Below are 15,228 nucleotides of genomic sequence, written 5' to 3' on the forward strand. Positions count from 1 at the left end.
AGCGCCACGAAATCCCCTCTTGACGCCCCGGCCCTGGGGACACAAAGGTTTAGTGCAACTGTTTGCAGTCTTGAAGGAGCCCCTCACGGTGAGCAGAGTCCTCGTCACCGGAAGCGCAGGACGCCTCGGCCGCAGTGTGGTCGCCACGCTGGCGGCGGCCGGGCACGAGGTCATCGGCGTCGACAGCGCCCCCGGGACACCGGCGGAGGCCGCCGCCGTCTTACCGGCCGACCTCACCGACACGGGAGAGGCGTTCGAGGTCGTCGCGCGTTTCCGCCCCGAGTCGGTGATCCACCTGGCGGCCATCGCCACGCCGTTCAGCCGGCCCGAGTCGGTGATCTTCAAGGTCAACACGCAGCTCGCGTTCAACGTGTGCGAGGCCTCGGTGACGCTCGGCGTGCGGAACGTGGTGATCGCCAGCAGCCCCACGGTGATCGGCTACGGGGCGCCGGGCGGGTGGGCGCCGGCGTACCTGCCGATCGACGAGGAGCACCCGGTGCGGCCCTGGAACGCGTACAACCTGTCCAAGGTGACCGCCGAGCAGACCATGAAGACGTTCGCCGAGGCCGGCACCACGCACTTCGCCGCCATCAGGCCGTGCTTCGTCATCGCCCCCGAGGAGTGGGCCGGCGCCCCCACGCAGTCGGGCCACACGCTCACCGAGCGCCTGGACCGGCCCGAGCTGGGCGGGGTGTCGCTGTTCAACTACGTGGACGCCCGCGACGCCGCCGAGTTCACCGGCGTGCTCATCGAGGCGCTGCCCGAGCTGCCGAACGGCGAGGTGTTCTTCGTCGGCGCCGCAGACGCCCTCGCCAGGGAGCCGCTGGCCGAGCTGCTTCCCCAGGTGGTGCCGGGCACCGAACCGTTCGCGGCGGGGCTCACCGGCGCCTCCCCCGCCTTCTCGACCACCAAGGCAGAGCGTCTGCTCGGCTGGCAGGCCAAGCGGAGCTGGCGTACCGAGCTCAAGGAAGAGTCCTGATGAATCTCAGCGGTGTGCTGTTCTTCCCCGTCACCCCCTTCGACGCCGAGGGCAGGCTCGCCGAGGAGGCGCTGGCCGAGCACATCGGGCGCGGCCTGGAGCACGGGCCGGGCGGCGTGTTCGCCGCCTGCGGCACCGGCGAGTTCTCCGCGCTCTCCGAGGCCGAGCACGAGCGCGTGATCCGGGTGGCGGCCGACGTGGTGGGCGGGCGGGTGCCGCTGTTCGCGGGCGCGGGCGGGCCGCTCGGCGCGGCGCTCAGCCAGGCGCGGGCCGCGCGGGAGGCAGGGGCCGACGGGCTGCTGCTCATGCCGCCTTACCTGGCGCAGGGGCCGGGGCACGGCTTCCGCGCGTACGTGGAGGCGGTCGCCGCCGAGCTGCCGGTCATCGTCTACCAGCGCGGCTCGGTGGTGCTGGAGCCGGAGGCCGTGGTCGAGCTGGCCGGCGTCCCCGGCGTGATCGGGCTCAAGGACGGGCTCGGCGACATCGACCGCATGCAGCGGACCGTGCTCGCGGTGCGCGAGACGCACCCGGACTTCCTGTTCTTCAACGGGCTGCCGACGGCGGAGCTGACCATGCCCGCCTACCGGGGCATCGGCGTGGAGCTCTACTCCAGCGCGGTGTTCGCGTTCGCGCCGGAGATCGCGAAGGCTTACCTGAACGGCGACGAGCGGCTGCTCACCGAGTTCTACGCCCCCCTCGTACGGCTGCGCGGCAAGGTCCCCGGCTACGCCGTCGCCCTGGTCAAGGCCGGCGTACGGCTGCGCGGCCTGGACGCGGGCCCGGTCCGCCCGCCGCTCGTGGACGTGACCGACGAGCACCTGGCGGAGCTGGAGGCGCTGATCAAGACCGGCCTGGAGCTGGCGGCGTCATGACGGTCGCCGACCTGCGCACCGAGCTGCGCACCGCCCCGCTCCCCCGCCCGTGGGGCGCGGACGTGCCGGCCAACCACGTCATCGTCACCCACGTCACGCTCAAGGACGGCCGCACCGGCACCGGGTTCGCGTGGACGCCGCAGATCGGCGCGCACGCCGTACGGGCACTGCTCGACCACGACCTGCGCGAGGCGCTGATCGGCCAGCCCCCGCACCCGGAGGTGGTGTGGGACCGGCTCTGGCGGCACACCCGCGAGGCCGGCCCCGGCGGGATCACCACGATCGCGCTGGCCGGGATCGACCTCGCCCTGTGGGACCTGCGCTGCGGCGAGGCCGCCCTGCCCGACGTGCTCGGCCGGCGGCGCGACGAGGTCCCGGTCTACGGCAGCGGCGTCAACCTGCACTACTCGCTGGAGGAGCTGGTCGAGCAGGCCCGCCGCTGGACGGCCGCCGGCCTCCGTGGCGTCAAGATCAAGGTGGGCCGTCCCGACCTGGCCGAGGACGTCGCCAGGGTCGCCGCCGTCCGCGAGGTCATCGGCCCCGACCGGCTGCTGATGATCGACGCCAACCAGCGCTGGGACCTGCACCGCGCCCGGCGGGCCATCGCCGCGCTGCGCGAGTTCGGCCTGCACTGGATCGAGGAGCCGCTGCCCGCCGACGACGTGGCCGCGCACGTGGAGCTGCGCCGCTCCATCGACGTGCCGATCGCCGTCGGCGAGAACGTCTACACCACCTACGGCTTCCGCGACCTGCTGGCCGCCGGGGCCTGCGACGTGGTGCAGCCGAACGTGGTCAGGGTCGGCGGCATCACGCCGTTCCTGCGCATCGCCGAGCTGGCGAGGACGTACGACGTGCCGGTCTACCCGCACCTGCTGAGCGAGCTGTCCGGGCAGCTCGCGCTGGCCCTGCCGCTGCCGGCCATGGCCGAGGACGTGGAGGACGCCTCCTTCGCGGCGCTCGGGCTGCTGCGGGAGCCGTACCCGGTGGAGGTGTCCGGAGGGATGCTGCGCGCGGGCGGGCACGCGGGACTCGGACTGAGGTGGTCGTGATGGAGAAGGTCGTTCTGGTCGGGGCCAACGGGCACGGCCGGCACCACCTGGGCAACCTGCGCGGGCTGGCCGCCCAGGGGCTGGTCGAGCTGGTCGGGATCTGCGACGTGCGGCCGGTCGAGGTCGACTTCGGCACGCCGCTGCAGTCGCCCGACCTGGGCGAGCTGATCGAGAAGACCGGCGCGGAGTTCACCGTCATCTGCACGCCGATCCACACGCACGCCGACCTCGCGGTGACCGCGCTGCGCGCCGGCTCCCACGTGCTGCTGGAGAAGCCCCCGGCGCCCAGCCCGGACGAGCACCGGCGGATCGCGGCGGCGGTCGAGGAGACCGGGCGGGCGCTCCAGGTCGGCTTCCAGTCGCTCGGCTCGGCGGCCGTCCCCGCGCTGCGCGAGCTGATCGCGGGCGGCGCACTCGGCGAGGTGCGCGGCATCGGCGGCGCGGGCGCCTGGGAACGGCCGGCGGCGTACTTCACCCGCTCGGCCTGGGCCGGCAAGCGCCGGCTGAACGGCGTGGACGTCGTGGACGGCGCGCTCACCAACCCGTTCGCGCACGCCGTCGCGACCGCGCTGGCGCTCACCGGCAGCGGCGTCGCCGGCATCGAGACCGAGCTCTACCACGCCAACCCGATCGAGTCGGACGACACCTCCTGTGTACGGATCCGGCTCGACGACGGGCTGACGATCACGATCGCGGTGTCGCTGTGCGCGGCCGAGCGGCACGAGCCGTACCTCGTCGTGCACGGCGACCGGGGCCGCGCCACGCTCGTCTACACCCAGGACCAGCTCAAGGTCGAGCACGCCGACGGCTCGGTCACCACCACCGTCTACGAGCGCACCGGCCTGCTGGAGAACCTGATCGACCACGTCAGGACGGGCGCGGAGCTGCTGGTGCCGCTGGCCCGCACCGAGGCGTTCACCCAGGTCCTGGACGCCGTGCGGCGCGCCCCCGAGCCGCTGCCGATCGCCGAGCGGCACCAGGTGGCCGAGCGGGACGCGGCGGGCGAGGTGGTCCGCAGGCTGCTGCCCGGCATCGCCGAGCTGACCGCCCGCAGCGCGGACGAGCTGGCGCTCTACTCCGAGCTGGACGCGCCGTGGTCGCGGGTGAACCTGCTGGTCGGCGGCGCGGAGGTGGCCGCGTACGAGATCCGGCCCGACCTGCCCGCCACCGACTCGCCCCGGCCCTACCTGCACCGGGTGCGCACGCTGGGCGGCGTCGAGGTCACCGAGGTACGGCCCGAGGACCACGTGCACCACCTGGGCGCGGGCGTGGCGATCTCCGACCTCGGCGGGGTGAACTTCTGGGGCGGGCGCACGTACGTCAAGGACCAGGGGCCGACCTGGCTCGACGACCACGGCACGCAGTGGCACCGGGCCTTCACCCGGCTCGCCGACGACGGCTTCACCGAGGAGCTGGAGTGGGCGGGCCCGGACGGGCGGGTCGTGGCGCGCGAGGAGCGCGTCGTCACCGCCCGGCCGCTGGGGGACGGCGCCTGGGCGCTGGACTTCGCGTTCACGCTGACGAACCTCACCGGGGCGCCCGTCGAGGTCAACAGCTCGGCCAGCAAGGGGCGCGCGGGGGCGGGGTACGGCGGCTTCTTCTGGCGCGCGCCCGGCACGTCCACGGACCGGGCGACGCTCCCCGGCGGCGAGGAGGCCGTGCACGGGAGCCGCGACCGGTGGGTGGCGCTGTCCGGCACCGACCCGGACGGGCGGGACTGGACGCTGGTGTTCGTCCAGGACGACGGGGACGCCTGGTTCGTCCGCAACACGGAGTATCCGGGGGTGGGGCAGGCGCTGGCCTGGGACCGGCCGCTGGTCGTCGGGGAACGGCTGGCCCGCCGGGTCGTCACGATCGTCGCCGACGGCCGCCTGACCACCGACCAGGCCGCCGCCCTCGCCGCCCAGGTCTGACCCGGGACCCCGGTCCCCTGCTACCCGCCGCCCTTCGCCCCCCTACCCACCGTCCCCCCGCTGCTCGCCTGCTGCGGGGTCGGCGGGTGCGGGGCGGTGGGCAGGCTCCGACCGATCGGGGTGGCGGGGGCCGGTGGCCTCGTGGCGGAGGAGGCGGAGGGCGCCGCGGGAGAGGGCCGTCAGGATGTCGGCGCACTCGTCCAGGTCGGGGTAGCGCCCCTCCAGGTGGCCGATGGCGAGGGCGTTGGTGGCGGCGTTGATGCCCTCGGCGATCATCTCCAGCCGCCGCCGGTCCCGCTCGTCGTCGGCGGTGTAGCCGAGCGCGGCCAGGTCGGCGGCGTGGTGGTCGCGGTAGGCCGCCGCCGTCCGTACGGCGAAGTCGCGCAGCGCGGACGACGGGTCGTGCCGCGCCCGTAGCTGGATGCGCAGCAGCTCAGGATGCCGGCAGCTGGCCTCCAGGGGGATGCGGAAGGTGTCGCGGTGCCGGTCGAGGTCGCCGGGCTCCTCGCGGGCCTTGCGCCGGGCCTCGCGCATCGCGCCGCGCAGCCGTTCGCCGCCTTCCTCGGCCAGCACCCGCAGCAGGTCCTGCATGTCCTTGAAGTGCACGTAGAAGCTGGACTGGGCGATCCCGGCCGCCTTGGCCACCTTGACGGTGCTCAGTCCGGCCTCGCCCTCCTGGTCGAGGATCGCGAGCGCGGCCCGGATCAGCCGCCGCCGGGTCTGATCCTTCGCCTCGCTCCTGCTGAGCGGCGGTGTCGTCATCACGCGGTCCTCTAGGGTCTTGTGCGATTTTTCACCGATAGTACTATCGGTGAAATTGCTCTCGGGGGACGATCCGGGAGGAGGCGTGAATGAAACGCTGGAGAACGCCGGCCACGCTGTTACTGGCCACGGCCGTGCTGCTGGCCTGCAGCGGCCAACGCCCGGTCGCCGGCCCGCCGGGCGGGGGCCCGTCGGCCGCGTCATCGGGGCCCGCGCAGGGCGGCCGGCTGGTGTACGGGCTGAGCGCCGACGCCAACGGGTTCAACCCGGTGACCGACCAGTTCGCGGCGCAGAGCTACAGCATGGTCACCACGATCATCGAGCCGCTGGTGGCGGTGGCCGCCGACGGGAGCTGGAAGCCCTACCTGGCGGAGTCGGTCACCCCCAACGACAAGTACGACGAATGGACGATCAAGGTCAGGTCCGGCATCGCGTTCACCGACGGGATCCGGCTGACCGGTGACATCGTCAAGGCCAACCTGGAGGCGCAGAAGGCGTCGCCGCTGACCGCGGCGGTGTTCGTGCCCATCAAGTCGTTCGAGCTGGCCGACCCGATGACGGTCAAGGTCAAGCTGTCGCAGCCGTGGGTGGCCTTCCCCTACTACCTCGCCGCCCAGAACGGCATGATCGTGCCGCCCGCCTCCCTCGCCGACCCGAGGACCGCCAGCCTCAAACCGGTCGGCACCGGGCCGTTCATCTTCAAGGAGTACGTGCCGGACAACCGCATGGTCGTCGTCAAGAACCCGCACTACTGGCGGAACGGACTCCCCTACCTGGACGAGATCGAGTTCCGCATCCTGCCCGACAGCCAGACCCGCGCGCAGACCCTGGAGGCCGGCGGCATCGACGCCATCGGCACCTCCCGCGACGAGGACCTGACCAAGTTCGGCGCCATGAAGGACGCCTACAGCGTGCACCGGGCCGAGGGCATGGCCGTCGCCGAGTACTTCTTCCTGCTCAACACCGCCGTCGCGCCGCTCGACGACGTACGCGTGCGCCGGGCACTCGCCCACGCCACCGACCGCAGGACGGTGATCTCGACCCTGCGCGGCGGGCTGACCGAGCCGGCCGACGGGCCGTGGTCGAAGGACTCCCCCTGGTACGCCGCCGGCGGCTACCCCGACTACGACCTCGCCAAGGCCACCGCCCTCGTCAAGGAGGTCGAGGCGGAGAAGGGCCCGATCCGCTTCGAGCTGATCTCCACTCCCGACCCGAACACCATGCAGGGCGTCGAGCTGGCCCAGGACATGTGGCGCAAGGCCGGCATCGAGGTGTCGATCAAGCAGGCCGACCAGGCCGACCTGATCAACCGTGCGATCACCGGCGGCTTCCAGGCCACGGTGTGGACGCAGTTCTCCGCCCAGGACCCCGACGGCGAGTACATCTGGATGCACCAGGGTTACGCCAAGCCGGTCGGCTCGATCTCGCTCAACATGACCAGGCTCAAGGACGACCGGCTCAGCAAGGCCCTCGACGTCGGCCGGATCAGCCCGGACGAGGCCACCCGCAAGCAGGCGTACGCCACCGTGCAGGAGCGCCTGCGCGAGCTCGTCCCGTACGTGTTCGTCGACCACCTCAACACCGGGGCGATCATCGCCCGGTCGCGCGTGCAGGGCATCGGCGAGCACACGCTGCCGGACGGCGAGAAGGGGCTGCCGCTGACCGGCTCGCCCATCCCCTACCACCCGTTCACGCAGATCTGGGTCACCCAGCGGTGATCGTCGTCCACCGGCTGGTCCGGCTCCTGATCGTGCTGCTCGCGGTCACCTTCCTGTCGTACGCGCTGCTCAACCTGCTGCCCGGCGATCCGGTCACGCAGATCCTGGGCCTGTCGGCGACGGAGGAGGCCCGCGCGCAGGTGCGCCAGGAGCTGGGCCTGGACCAGCCGCTGCTGGTGCGCTACCTCGACTGGCTGGGCGGGATCGCGACCGGCGACTTCGGCACCTCGTACATCACCCGGATGCCGGTCGCCGCCGAGCTGGCCGAGCGCCTGCCCGTCACGCTGGAGCTGCTGGTCGCGGCGCAGGTCATCGCGCTCGGCCTGGCGATCCCGATCGGCGTGGCCGCCGCCCGCCGCGCCGGCCGGGCCCTCGACCAGGCGCTCACCGCCCTCAGCTTCGCGCTGCTGTCCACGCCCGTGTTCGTGCTCGGCGTGCTGCTCATCCTGGTCTTCGCGGTGACCTGGCAGGTCGTGCCCGCGACCGGGTGGACGCCGATCTCGCTCGACCTGGGATGGAACCTGACGTCGGTGATCCTGCCGGCGGTCACGCTGGGCTGCGGGCAGCTCGCGGTCTACGCGCGGCTGCTGCGTACGGACCTGATCGCCACCCTCCAGGAGGACTACATCACGCTCGCCCGCGCCCGCGGGCTGTCGCCGCGCCGCATCCTGTGGCGGCACGCGCTGCGCCCGTCCGCCATCACGCTCATCACCGCCGTCGGGCTCAACCTGGGCGCGCTCATCGGCGGCGCGGTCATCATCGAGACCCTCTTCGGGCTGCCCGGCGTCGGGCGGCTCATCGTCGACTCCATCTTCTCCCGGGATTACCTGTCCGTTCAGGGAGGCGTCGTGCTGATCTCGGTCGGCTACGTGGCCGTCAACGTCGCGGTGGACCTCGTGTACGCCGCCGTGGACCCCAGGATCCGTCGTGCGTAGGGGCCGGCTGAGTGCTCGACTCGGGCTCGGGTTCTGGCTGGCGACCGGCTGGATCCTGCTGGTGCTGCTGGCCGCGCTGCTGGCGGACGTGCTGCCGCTGGCCCGCTACGACGAGACGCTGGCAGGACCGCCCCGGTCCGGGCCCTCGCCCGCCCATCCCTTCGGCACCGACGGGCTCGGCCGCGACGTGCTGAGCCGCGTGGTGCACGGGGCCCGCGTCTCGCTCGGCGTCGGCCTCGGCGCGGTGCTGCTCGGGCTCGCCATCGGCGCGCCGCTCGGGCTGCTCGCCGGCTACCGCAGGAAGGCCGCCGACGCGGTGATCATGGCGTTGAACGACGTGGCGCAGGCGTTCCCCGCGCTCGTCTTCGCCCTCGCCGTGGTGGCGTTCGCGGGCGCGAACCTGCGCAATGTGATCATCGTGCTGGGTGTGCTCGGGGTGCCGTCGTGGGTGCGGCTCGTGCGCGGATCCACGCTCACCTACGCCGGGCGGGAGTTCGTGCTCGCCGCCCGGGTGCTCGGCGCCCGCGACCGGCGCATCCTGTGGCGCGAGGTCGTGCCGAACGTCGCCGTGCCGGCCTCGTCGTACGCGTTCATCGGCATGGCCGTGGTCATCGTCGCCGAGGGCAGCCTCGCCTTCCTCGGCCTGTCGGTCCAGGCTCCCACCCCGACCTGGGGCGGCCTCATCAACGAGGGCCGCACCATCATGGAGGACGCCCCCAACGTGGTCCTCGCGCCGTCGGTCGTGATGTTCCTGACCGTGCTGTCGTTCAACCTGGTCGGCGACCGGCTGCGGGCGCTGACCGACGTGCGGGAGATCGGCCTGGAGCCGGTGCGCCAGGCGGTCGCCGCCGTCCCCGCGCCCACCGCGCCGCACCCCGTGCGGGACTGCCTGCTGCAGGCCGAGGACGTGCGGACGCACTTCGTCACCCCGCGCGGCCTGGTCAAGGCCGTGGACGGGGTCTCCTTCACGCTGGAACGCGGCCGGACGCTGGCCGTCGTGGGCGAGTCCGGTTCGGGGAAGTCCATGCTCATCAGGTCGATCCTCGGCCTGCTGCCCGGCACGGCGGTGCGCGGCGGCACCGTCTACCTGTCCGGCGACGACCTGACCGCCCGCTCGCCCGCCGAGATGCGCTCGGTGCTCGGGCCGCGCCTCGGGACCGTCTTCCAGGACCCGATGACCGCGCTCAACCCGGTGCGGACCATCGGCGCCCAGGTGACCGAGCCGCTGCGGGTGCACCTGCGCATGGGCCGGCGGCAGGCGCGCGAGGAGGCCGTACGGCTGCTGGCCTCCGTCGGCATCCCCGACCCCGCCCGCACGCTGCGCCGCTACCCGCACCAGCTCTCCGGCGGGATGCGGCAGCGGGTGACGATCGCCATGGCGCTGTCGTGCGGGCCCGACGTGCTGTTCGCCGACGAGCCGACGACCGCGCTCGACGTCACCATCCAGGACCAGGTGCTGCGGCTGCTGCACCGGCTGCGCGAGGAGCGCGACATGGCCGTGGTGCTGGTCAGCCACGACCTGTCGGTGGTGGCGCGCTGGGCGGACGAGGTCATCGTCATGTACGCCGGGCGGGTGGTCGAGCGGGGGCCGGCGGCCGAGGTGTTCGGCCGGCCGCGCATGCCGTACACGGAGGCCCTGCTCCAGGCCGCGCCCCGACTCACCGACCCGGCCCACCACCGGCTCCGGGTCATCTCCGGCCGGCCGCCCGACCTCGCCGACCTGCCCGCCGGGTGCGCCTTCCGCGCGCGCTGCGCGTACGCCGGGGACCGCTGCGCCACCGAGCCGCCGCCGCTGACGGAGGTGGAGGGGCGCGCGTACGCGTGCTGGCACCCGCTCCCCTCGACCGAGACCTCTCTGGAAGGGACGCACGTCGATGGCCGGTAGCGGGAACGCGCACCTGCGCCCTCGTGACGAGGTGCTGCTGCGGGTGGAGGATCTGGTCGTGGAGTTCCCCGCGGGCCGTGCCGGCCGTACGGTGAGCGCCGTCGCCGGGGTCAGCTTCGACCTGCGGAGGGGCGAGACGCTCGGCATCGTCGGCGAGTCCGGGTGCGGCAAGTCGAGCGCGGCCCGCGCCCTCGTGCAACTGCCGCCGCCGCGCTCGGGCTCGGTGCTGCTGGACGGCCAGGAGCTGACCGCCCTGCGCGGCGAGGCCCTGCGCCGTACCCGCCGGCGCCTCCAGATGATCTTCCAGGACCCGATCTCCTCGCTCAACCCGCGCCGCCGCGTCCGCGACATCGTCGGCGAGGGCCCGCGCGTGTGGCAGTTGCCCGGCGACCGGGTGGACGAGGTGCTGGAGGCGGTCGGCCTCGACCCGGGGACGGCGGCGGAGCGGCGGCCGCACGAGTTCTCGGGCGGGCAGTGCCAGCGCATCTCCATCGCCCGCGCCCTGATCCTGGAGCCCGAGGTGGTGATCTGCGACGAGCCGGTGTCGGCGCTGGACGTGTCGGTGCAGGCCCAGATTCTCAACCTGCTGGAGGACCTCAAGGCGCGCTACCGGCTGACGCTCGTGTTCATCGCGCACGACCTGGCCGTGGTGAAGAACGTGAGCGACCGCGTCATGGTGATGTACCTGGGCAAGGTGTGCGAGCTGGCGCCGGGCGGGGACCTCATCTCCCGGCCCGCGCATCCGTACACCCGGGCCCTGATCGCCTCCATCCCGAGCAGCGCCCGGCCGGCGGAGACCCTGATCACCGGCGAGCCGCCCTCCCCCGTGGACCCGCCCTCCGGCTGCCGGTTCCGTACGCGCTGCCCGCGCGCCACGGACCGCTGCTCGCTGGAGGAGCCCCAGATCCGGCAGATCGGCGAAGACCACTGGCTGGCCTGCCACAACCCCGCACCGAACCACTGAGAGGCACGATGGCCATCGACTTCACCCTCGCCCCCGAGCACGAGGAGATCCGCAAACGGGTCCGCTCGTTCATCCAGGGCACCGTCATCCCCGCCATGGAGGAGGTGCGGGAGGGCGACCGGGACGCCTACCTGCGCGCCATCTTCCGGCTCCGCTCCCAGGCGAAGGCCGAGGGCCTGTGGCTGCCGCACATGCCGAAGGAGTGGGGCGGCATGGGATTGGGGCACGTGGAGCTGGCCATGGTGCAGTCGGAGGCGGCCAAGACCCGCATCGGCCCGTGGGTGCTCAACTGCCAGGCCCCGGACGAGGGCAACATGCACACCCTGCTGCACTGGGCGACCGACGAGCAGAAGGAGAAGTATCTCCGCCCGCTGCTGGAGGGCACCCAGATGTCCTGCTTCGCGATGACCGAGCCCGAGGTCGCCGGCTCCGACCCGACCCTCATCCGGACGACCGCCGTGCAGGACGGCGACGAATGGGTGATCAACGGCCACAAATGGTTCATCTCCAACGCCCGCCGGGCCAGTTTCGCCATCCTCATCGCCCGCACCGAGCAGGACGTCCCCGAGGGCACCCGCGGCGCCACCACCGCCTTCCTCGTGGACCTGCCCAACCCCGGCTGGAAGGACGTCCGCGAGGTCGAGACCATGCACGGCTCCACCGGCCACAGCGAGATCGTCATCGAGGACCTCCGCCTGCCGGACACCGCCGTGCTCGGCGGCCGGGGCAACGGCCACCGCCTGGGACAGTACCGTCTCGGACCGGCCCGCCTCGCCCACTGCATGCGCTGGATCTCCCAGGCGGAGACGGCCCTGGACATGATGGTCGACCGCGCGCTCAACCGCTACAGCCACGGCTCCCTGCTCGCCGAGAAGCAGGGCGTCCAGTGGCTGATCGCCGACTCGGCGATGGAGCTCTACCAGTGCAAGCTGATGGTCCTGCACGCCGCCTCGAAGATCGACAAGGGCGAGGACTTCCGTACGGAGGTCTCGATGGCCAAGCACTTCGTGGCCAACAGCCTCAACCGCATCGTGGACCGCGCCATCCAGGTGCACGGCGCGCTGGGCTACTCGACGGACACGCCGCTGGCGGACATGTTCCAGCACGCCCGCTGGGCCCGCTTCGCCGACGGCGCGGACGAGATCCACCAGATGCGCATCGCCGAACGCACCATCGCCGCCTACCAGGCGACCGGATCCACCAGCTCCGCCACCGGCGGACTGCCCATCTGACGCCACACCGCCGGCGGTCCTCCGGGACCGCCGGCACCCCCATTTGCGCCCTGACCCCGGTCGTCGACCGCACGTACGCGCTGACCGACGCCCGCGAAGCCATGCGCCACTTCGAGACCGGCCACCCCACGGGAAAGATCGTCGTGACCGTGTGACGACGGACGGTGAATGCGGTTGCCCCTCCCGGGCAGTAACCGCACTATGATCGACGATTTTCTGGGCCACTGGTGGGCCCTGGCCCTGCGCGGGGTGCTCGCCCTGATCTTCGGCATTCTCGCCGTCGCCTGGCCGGGGATCACCCTGCTGGTGCTGGCCGTCGTGTTCGGCGCGTACGCGCTCGTGGACGGCATCCTCGCCGGCGTCGCCGCCACCCGCGCGGCCAAGGGGCGGCGCGCCCCGCTGATCCTGCTGGCCGTGGCCGGGGTGGTGTTCGGGATCCTGTGCCTGCTCTGGCCCGGGGTGACGGTGCTGGTCATCACGCTGCTCATCGGGATCTGGGCGGTCGTGACCGGCGTCGCGGAGATCATGACCGCGATCAGGATGCGCCGCGAGATCCAGGGCGAGTGGCTGCACGTCCTCGGCGGCGCGCTGTCGGTGCTGTTCGGCGTGCTGGTGCTGGCCTGGCCGGCGGCCGGGGCGCTCACCGTCGCGCTGATCATCGGCATCTACGCCATCCTGGCCGGGATCGTGCTGATCGTCCTCGCCTTCCGGATGCGGCGGCTGCGGGCGCACGCCGCGGTGTGACGCGCGTTAGGCGGTCCGCCCCAGGGGCAGACCGCTGAGCATGCCGGAAACCACACCACCACCACAGCAGAACCAGCAGTACCCCGGCCGTACGGGCGAGATGTCCCCGGAGCCCCGCGACGAGATGCGCGACTACGTCGGACGGAACCTCCTGGAAGGCAAGAAGGCGCTGATCACCGGCGGCGACTCCGGCATCGGCAGGGCCGTCGCGGTGGCCTTCGCCAAGGAGGGCGCCGACGTCGCGGTCGCGTACCTGAGCGAGCACGAGGACGCCGCCCACACCCGCAAGCTGGTCGAGGAGGCCGGCCGTCGCTGCGTGCTGCTGCCGGGCGACCTCGGGGACGCGGCGCACTGCGGCTCGGTCGTCGCGCAGGCGGTGTCCGAGCTGGGCGGGCTGGACGTCCTGGTCAACAACGTGGCCTACCAGGCGCCGGTGGACGGCCTGGAGGAGCTGTCCGACGAGCAGTGGGAGCACACGTTCGCGGTCAACATCCACAGCTACTTCCGCGTCACCAAGGCCGCGCTCCCCCATCTGCGCGAGGGCAGCGCGATCATCAACACGTCCTCGATCAACGGGCTGCGTGGCAACAAGACGCTCATCGACTACGCCGCCACCAAGGGCGCGATCAACGCGTTCACCTACTCCATGGCCCAGAACCTCACCGAACGCGGCATCAGGGTCAACGCCGTCGCGCCGGGCCCGGTCTGGACGCCGCTGATCCCGGCGACCATGCCGGAGGGCAAGGTGGAGAAGTTCGGCGAGCAGGCGCCCATGGGACGGGCCGCCGACCCGGACGAGATCGCCCCCTCGTACGTCTTCTTCGCCGCGAACCGCATGTCGTCGTACTACACCGGCGAGGTTCTCGCCCCCATCGGCGGCGAGACGCTGCCGGGCTGAGCCCGCCCTCGCGGGCTCCGCCGGGAGCCCGCGAGGTTTGCCGATCGTCCACAGCGGTACGGTCCCCATCAGGGGGAACATGAAGAAGATCGCCGCTGTTGCAGGGCTCGTGGTGGTGACCGCGATGGGAGGTCCCGCCGCCGCAGGTGATGGCATGTCGCAGCAGGAAGTCAGCCGGGAGCAGTATCAGGTCCTGGTCTCCCAGTGCCGCTACGCCGACACCGCCAAGGCCCGGGCGCGATGCCGCGCCGAGGTCGTGGAGCTGTACCGCATCGGCCGGACGGACAAATCACTCGACTGCCGCACCTACTCCGGCATCACGGTGTGCGGCAAGCTCAGGCTCAGCAAGTCCGAGCGCCAGTGCGTACGACACTCCGTCGAACAGGGCGTGCCCTACCGGCGGGCCGAGGTCGAGTGTTACGCCCTGTCATGATCCTCGTCGGGGTGGACGGGTCGCGGACCGGGCTGGAGGCCGCCGCGTGGGCCGGGGCCGAGGCGGCGCTGCGCCGTACGCCGCTGACCGTGGCCCACGCCGTCGCCCGCTGGGTGACCGAGAACGACAGCGGCCGCTACGCCGAGGTCAGCCGGTGGCTGCGCGAGGGCGGCGCGACCGTGCTCGCCGCGGCCGAGGACCGGGTGCGGAGGGAGCACCCGTACGTCGAGGTGCACACCGAGCTGCTGCCCGGCGATCCGCGCGCCGCGCTCATCGAGGCCGCCGCGGACGCCGAGCTGCTGGTCGTGGGCAACCGGGGGACCGGCGGCCTGCGCGGGCTGCTGATCGGGTCCGTGGCGTACGGGGTGGCCGCGCACTCCGGCACGGACGTGGTGCTGGTGCCGGCCCGGCCCGCGGGCACGCCGGGAACGCGCGGCGAGATCGTGGCCGGCGTCGACGGCTCCCCCCACGGGCTGCGGGCGCTGGACTTCGCCCTGGCCGAGGCGGGCAGGCGCGGCGTGCCGCTGCGGGCCGTGCACGGGTGGGCCTGGCCGCAGGTCACCGGGTTCGGCCCGGCCGACCCCGACAGCGAGCAGGACGTCCTGCGCGAGCTGCAGGCGCTCGTGGAGGAGCGGCAGGAACGGCATCCGGGCGTCACGGTCGTGACGGAGGTCGTCCACGGCCATCCGGTCGAAGTGCTCAAGGAGGCGGCGGCGGGGGCGGACCTGCTCGTGGTCGGCTCGCGCGGCCACACCTACTTCGCCGGGCTGATCCTCGGCTCGGTCAGCCAGGCCCTGCTCCATCACGCGCCGTGCCCGCTCGCCGTCGTCCGCTGAAAGTTACA

General features: G+C 72.7%; 15 protein-coding genes. 14 read left to right on the forward strand and 1 reads right to left on the reverse strand.

Annotated features, from left to right (window positions below; genetic code table 11):
- Nucleotides 1–88: 88 nt before the first annotated feature.
- Genes BMW85_RS08645 through BMW85_RS08660 form a run of 4 tightly spaced genes read left to right on the forward strand, consistent with a single transcriptional unit; the run spans nt 89 to nt 4,813 of the window.
- Nucleotides 89–979, forward strand: a complete 891-nt coding sequence (locus tag BMW85_RS08645) for an NAD-dependent epimerase/dehydratase family protein (protein ID WP_091080633.1) — start codon at nt 89–91, stop codon at nt 977–979.
- On the forward strand, nt 979–1,851 hold the full coding sequence (locus BMW85_RS08650) for a 5-dehydro-4-deoxyglucarate dehydratase (RefSeq protein WP_091079149.1): 873 nt from the start codon (nt 979–981) through the stop codon (nt 1,849–1,851). Before BMW85_RS08645 ends, BMW85_RS08650 begins: the two co-directional genes overlap by 1 nt.
- Nucleotides 1,848–2,900, forward strand: a complete 1,053-nt coding sequence (locus tag BMW85_RS08655) for a mandelate racemase/muconate lactonizing enzyme family protein (RefSeq protein WP_091079152.1) — start codon at nt 1,848–1,850, stop codon at nt 2,898–2,900. Before BMW85_RS08650 ends, BMW85_RS08655 begins: the two co-directional genes overlap by 4 nt.
- The gene (locus BMW85_RS08660) at nt 2,900–4,813 is read left to right on the forward strand and encodes a DUF6807 family protein (protein WP_091079155.1); all 1,914 of its coding nucleotides are present in this window, start codon (nt 2,900–2,902) and stop codon (nt 4,811–4,813) included. Before BMW85_RS08655 ends, BMW85_RS08660 begins: the two co-directional genes overlap by 1 nt.
- A gap of 42 nt (nt 4,814–4,855) precedes the next feature.
- On the opposite strand, the gene BMW85_RS48190 is transcribed toward BMW85_RS08660, so the two are convergent.
- Nucleotides 4,856–5,575: a TetR family transcriptional regulator gene (locus BMW85_RS48190; RefSeq protein ID WP_177240558.1), complete on the reverse strand. Its 720-nt coding sequence runs from the start codon at nt 5,573–5,575 to the stop codon at nt 4,856–4,858.
- Nucleotides 5,576–5,664: 89 nt separating this feature from the next.
- Between BMW85_RS48190 and BMW85_RS08675 the strand changes: the two genes are divergently transcribed.
- The 10 genes from BMW85_RS08675 to BMW85_RS08720 all read left to right on the forward strand — a co-directional run bounded on the left by BMW85_RS08675 (nt 5,665) and on the right by BMW85_RS08720 (nt 15,220).
- Nucleotides 5,665–7,293: an ABC transporter substrate-binding protein gene (locus BMW85_RS08675; RefSeq protein ID WP_091079160.1), complete on the forward strand. Its 1,629-nt coding sequence runs from the start codon at nt 5,665–5,667 to the stop codon at nt 7,291–7,293.
- Entirely contained in the window at nt 7,290–8,228 is a 939-nt protein-coding gene (locus BMW85_RS08680) for an ABC transporter permease (RefSeq protein WP_020544460.1), read from the forward strand. The genes BMW85_RS08675 and BMW85_RS08680 overlap by 4 nt, the downstream gene beginning before the upstream one ends.
- Nucleotides 8,221–10,113: a dipeptide/oligopeptide/nickel ABC transporter permease/ATP-binding protein gene (locus tag BMW85_RS50865; protein WP_091079161.1), complete on the forward strand. Its 1,893-nt coding sequence runs from the start codon at nt 8,221–8,223 to the stop codon at nt 10,111–10,113. Before BMW85_RS08680 ends, BMW85_RS50865 begins: the two co-directional genes overlap by 8 nt.
- Nucleotides 10,103–11,077, forward strand: coding sequence for an ABC transporter ATP-binding protein (locus BMW85_RS08690; protein ID WP_091079164.1), 975 nt, complete (start codon nt 10,103–10,105; stop codon nt 11,075–11,077). Before BMW85_RS50865 ends, BMW85_RS08690 begins: the two co-directional genes overlap by 11 nt.
- 8 nt (nt 11,078–11,085) lie before the next feature.
- Nucleotides 11,086–12,309 (forward strand): acyl-CoA dehydrogenase family protein, encoded by a 1,224-nt coding sequence (locus tag BMW85_RS08695; protein WP_091079167.1) that lies wholly within the window; start codon nt 11,086–11,088, stop codon nt 12,307–12,309.
- Between the two features lie 50 nt (nt 12,310–12,359).
- Nucleotides 12,360–12,464, forward strand: coding sequence for a zinc-binding dehydrogenase (locus BMW85_RS52480; protein WP_425434327.1), 105 nt, complete (start codon nt 12,360–12,362; stop codon nt 12,462–12,464).
- Nucleotides 12,465–12,510: 46 nt separating this feature from the next.
- Nucleotides 12,511–13,053, forward strand: a complete 543-nt coding sequence (locus BMW85_RS08705) for an HdeD family acid-resistance protein (RefSeq protein ID WP_091079169.1) — start codon at nt 12,511–12,513, stop codon at nt 13,051–13,053.
- A gap of 40 nt (nt 13,054–13,093) precedes the next feature.
- Nucleotides 13,094–13,951, forward strand: a complete 858-nt coding sequence (locus tag BMW85_RS08710; protein ID WP_091079171.1) for an SDR family oxidoreductase — start codon at nt 13,094–13,096, stop codon at nt 13,949–13,951.
- A gap of 79 nt (nt 13,952–14,030) precedes the next feature.
- The gene (locus BMW85_RS08715) at nt 14,031–14,384 is read left to right on the forward strand and encodes a hypothetical protein (RefSeq protein WP_245774698.1); all 354 of its coding nucleotides are present in this window, start codon (nt 14,031–14,033) and stop codon (nt 14,382–14,384) included.
- Entirely contained in the window at nt 14,381–15,220 is an 840-nt protein-coding gene (locus BMW85_RS08720) for a universal stress protein (RefSeq protein ID WP_177240559.1), read from the forward strand. Before BMW85_RS08715 ends, BMW85_RS08720 begins: the two co-directional genes overlap by 4 nt.
- Nucleotides 15,221–15,228: the final 8 nt, after the last annotated feature.

It is taken from the genome of Nonomuraea wenchangensis, from assembly GCF_900111685.1.
In the GTDB taxonomy this organism is placed as follows: domain Bacteria; phylum Actinomycetota; class Actinomycetes; order Streptosporangiales; family Streptosporangiaceae; genus Nonomuraea; species Nonomuraea wenchangensis.

Excerpts from the sequence above, each read along its gene's own strand:
- BMW85_RS08650 (WP_091079149.1), top strand. The coding sequence starts at position 979 with ATGAATCTCAGCGGTGTGCTGTTCTTCCCCGTCACCCCCTTCGACGCC.
- BMW85_RS08655 (WP_091079152.1), top strand. The coding sequence starts at position 1,848 with ATGACGGTCGCCGACCTGCGCACCGAGCTGCGCACCGCCCCGCTCCCC.
- BMW85_RS08660 (WP_091079155.1), top strand. The coding sequence starts at position 2,900 with ATGGAGAAGGTCGTTCTGGTCGGGGCCAACGGGCACGGCCGGCACCAC.
- BMW85_RS48190 (WP_177240558.1), bottom strand. The coding sequence starts at position 5,575 with ATGACGACACCGCCGCTCAGCAGGAGCGAGGCGAAGGATCAGACCCGG.
- BMW85_RS08675 (WP_091079160.1), top strand. The coding sequence starts at position 5,665 with ATGAAACGCTGGAGAACGCCGGCCACGCTGTTACTGGCCACGGCCGTG.
- BMW85_RS08690 (WP_091079164.1), top strand. The coding sequence starts at position 10,103 with ATGGCCGGTAGCGGGAACGCGCACCTGCGCCCTCGTGACGAGGTGCTG.
- BMW85_RS08695 (WP_091079167.1), top strand. The coding sequence starts at position 11,086 with ATGGCCATCGACTTCACCCTCGCCCCCGAGCACGAGGAGATCCGCAAA.
- BMW85_RS08705 (WP_091079169.1), top strand. The coding sequence starts at position 12,511 with ATGATCGACGATTTTCTGGGCCACTGGTGGGCCCTGGCCCTGCGCGGG.
- BMW85_RS08710 (WP_091079171.1), top strand. The coding sequence starts at position 13,094 with ATGCCGGAAACCACACCACCACCACAGCAGAACCAGCAGTACCCCGGC.
- BMW85_RS08715 (WP_245774698.1), top strand. The coding sequence starts at position 14,031 with ATGAAGAAGATCGCCGCTGTTGCAGGGCTCGTGGTGGTGACCGCGATG.
- BMW85_RS08720 (WP_177240559.1), top strand. The coding sequence starts at position 14,381 with ATGATCCTCGTCGGGGTGGACGGGTCGCGGACCGGGCTGGAGGCCGCC.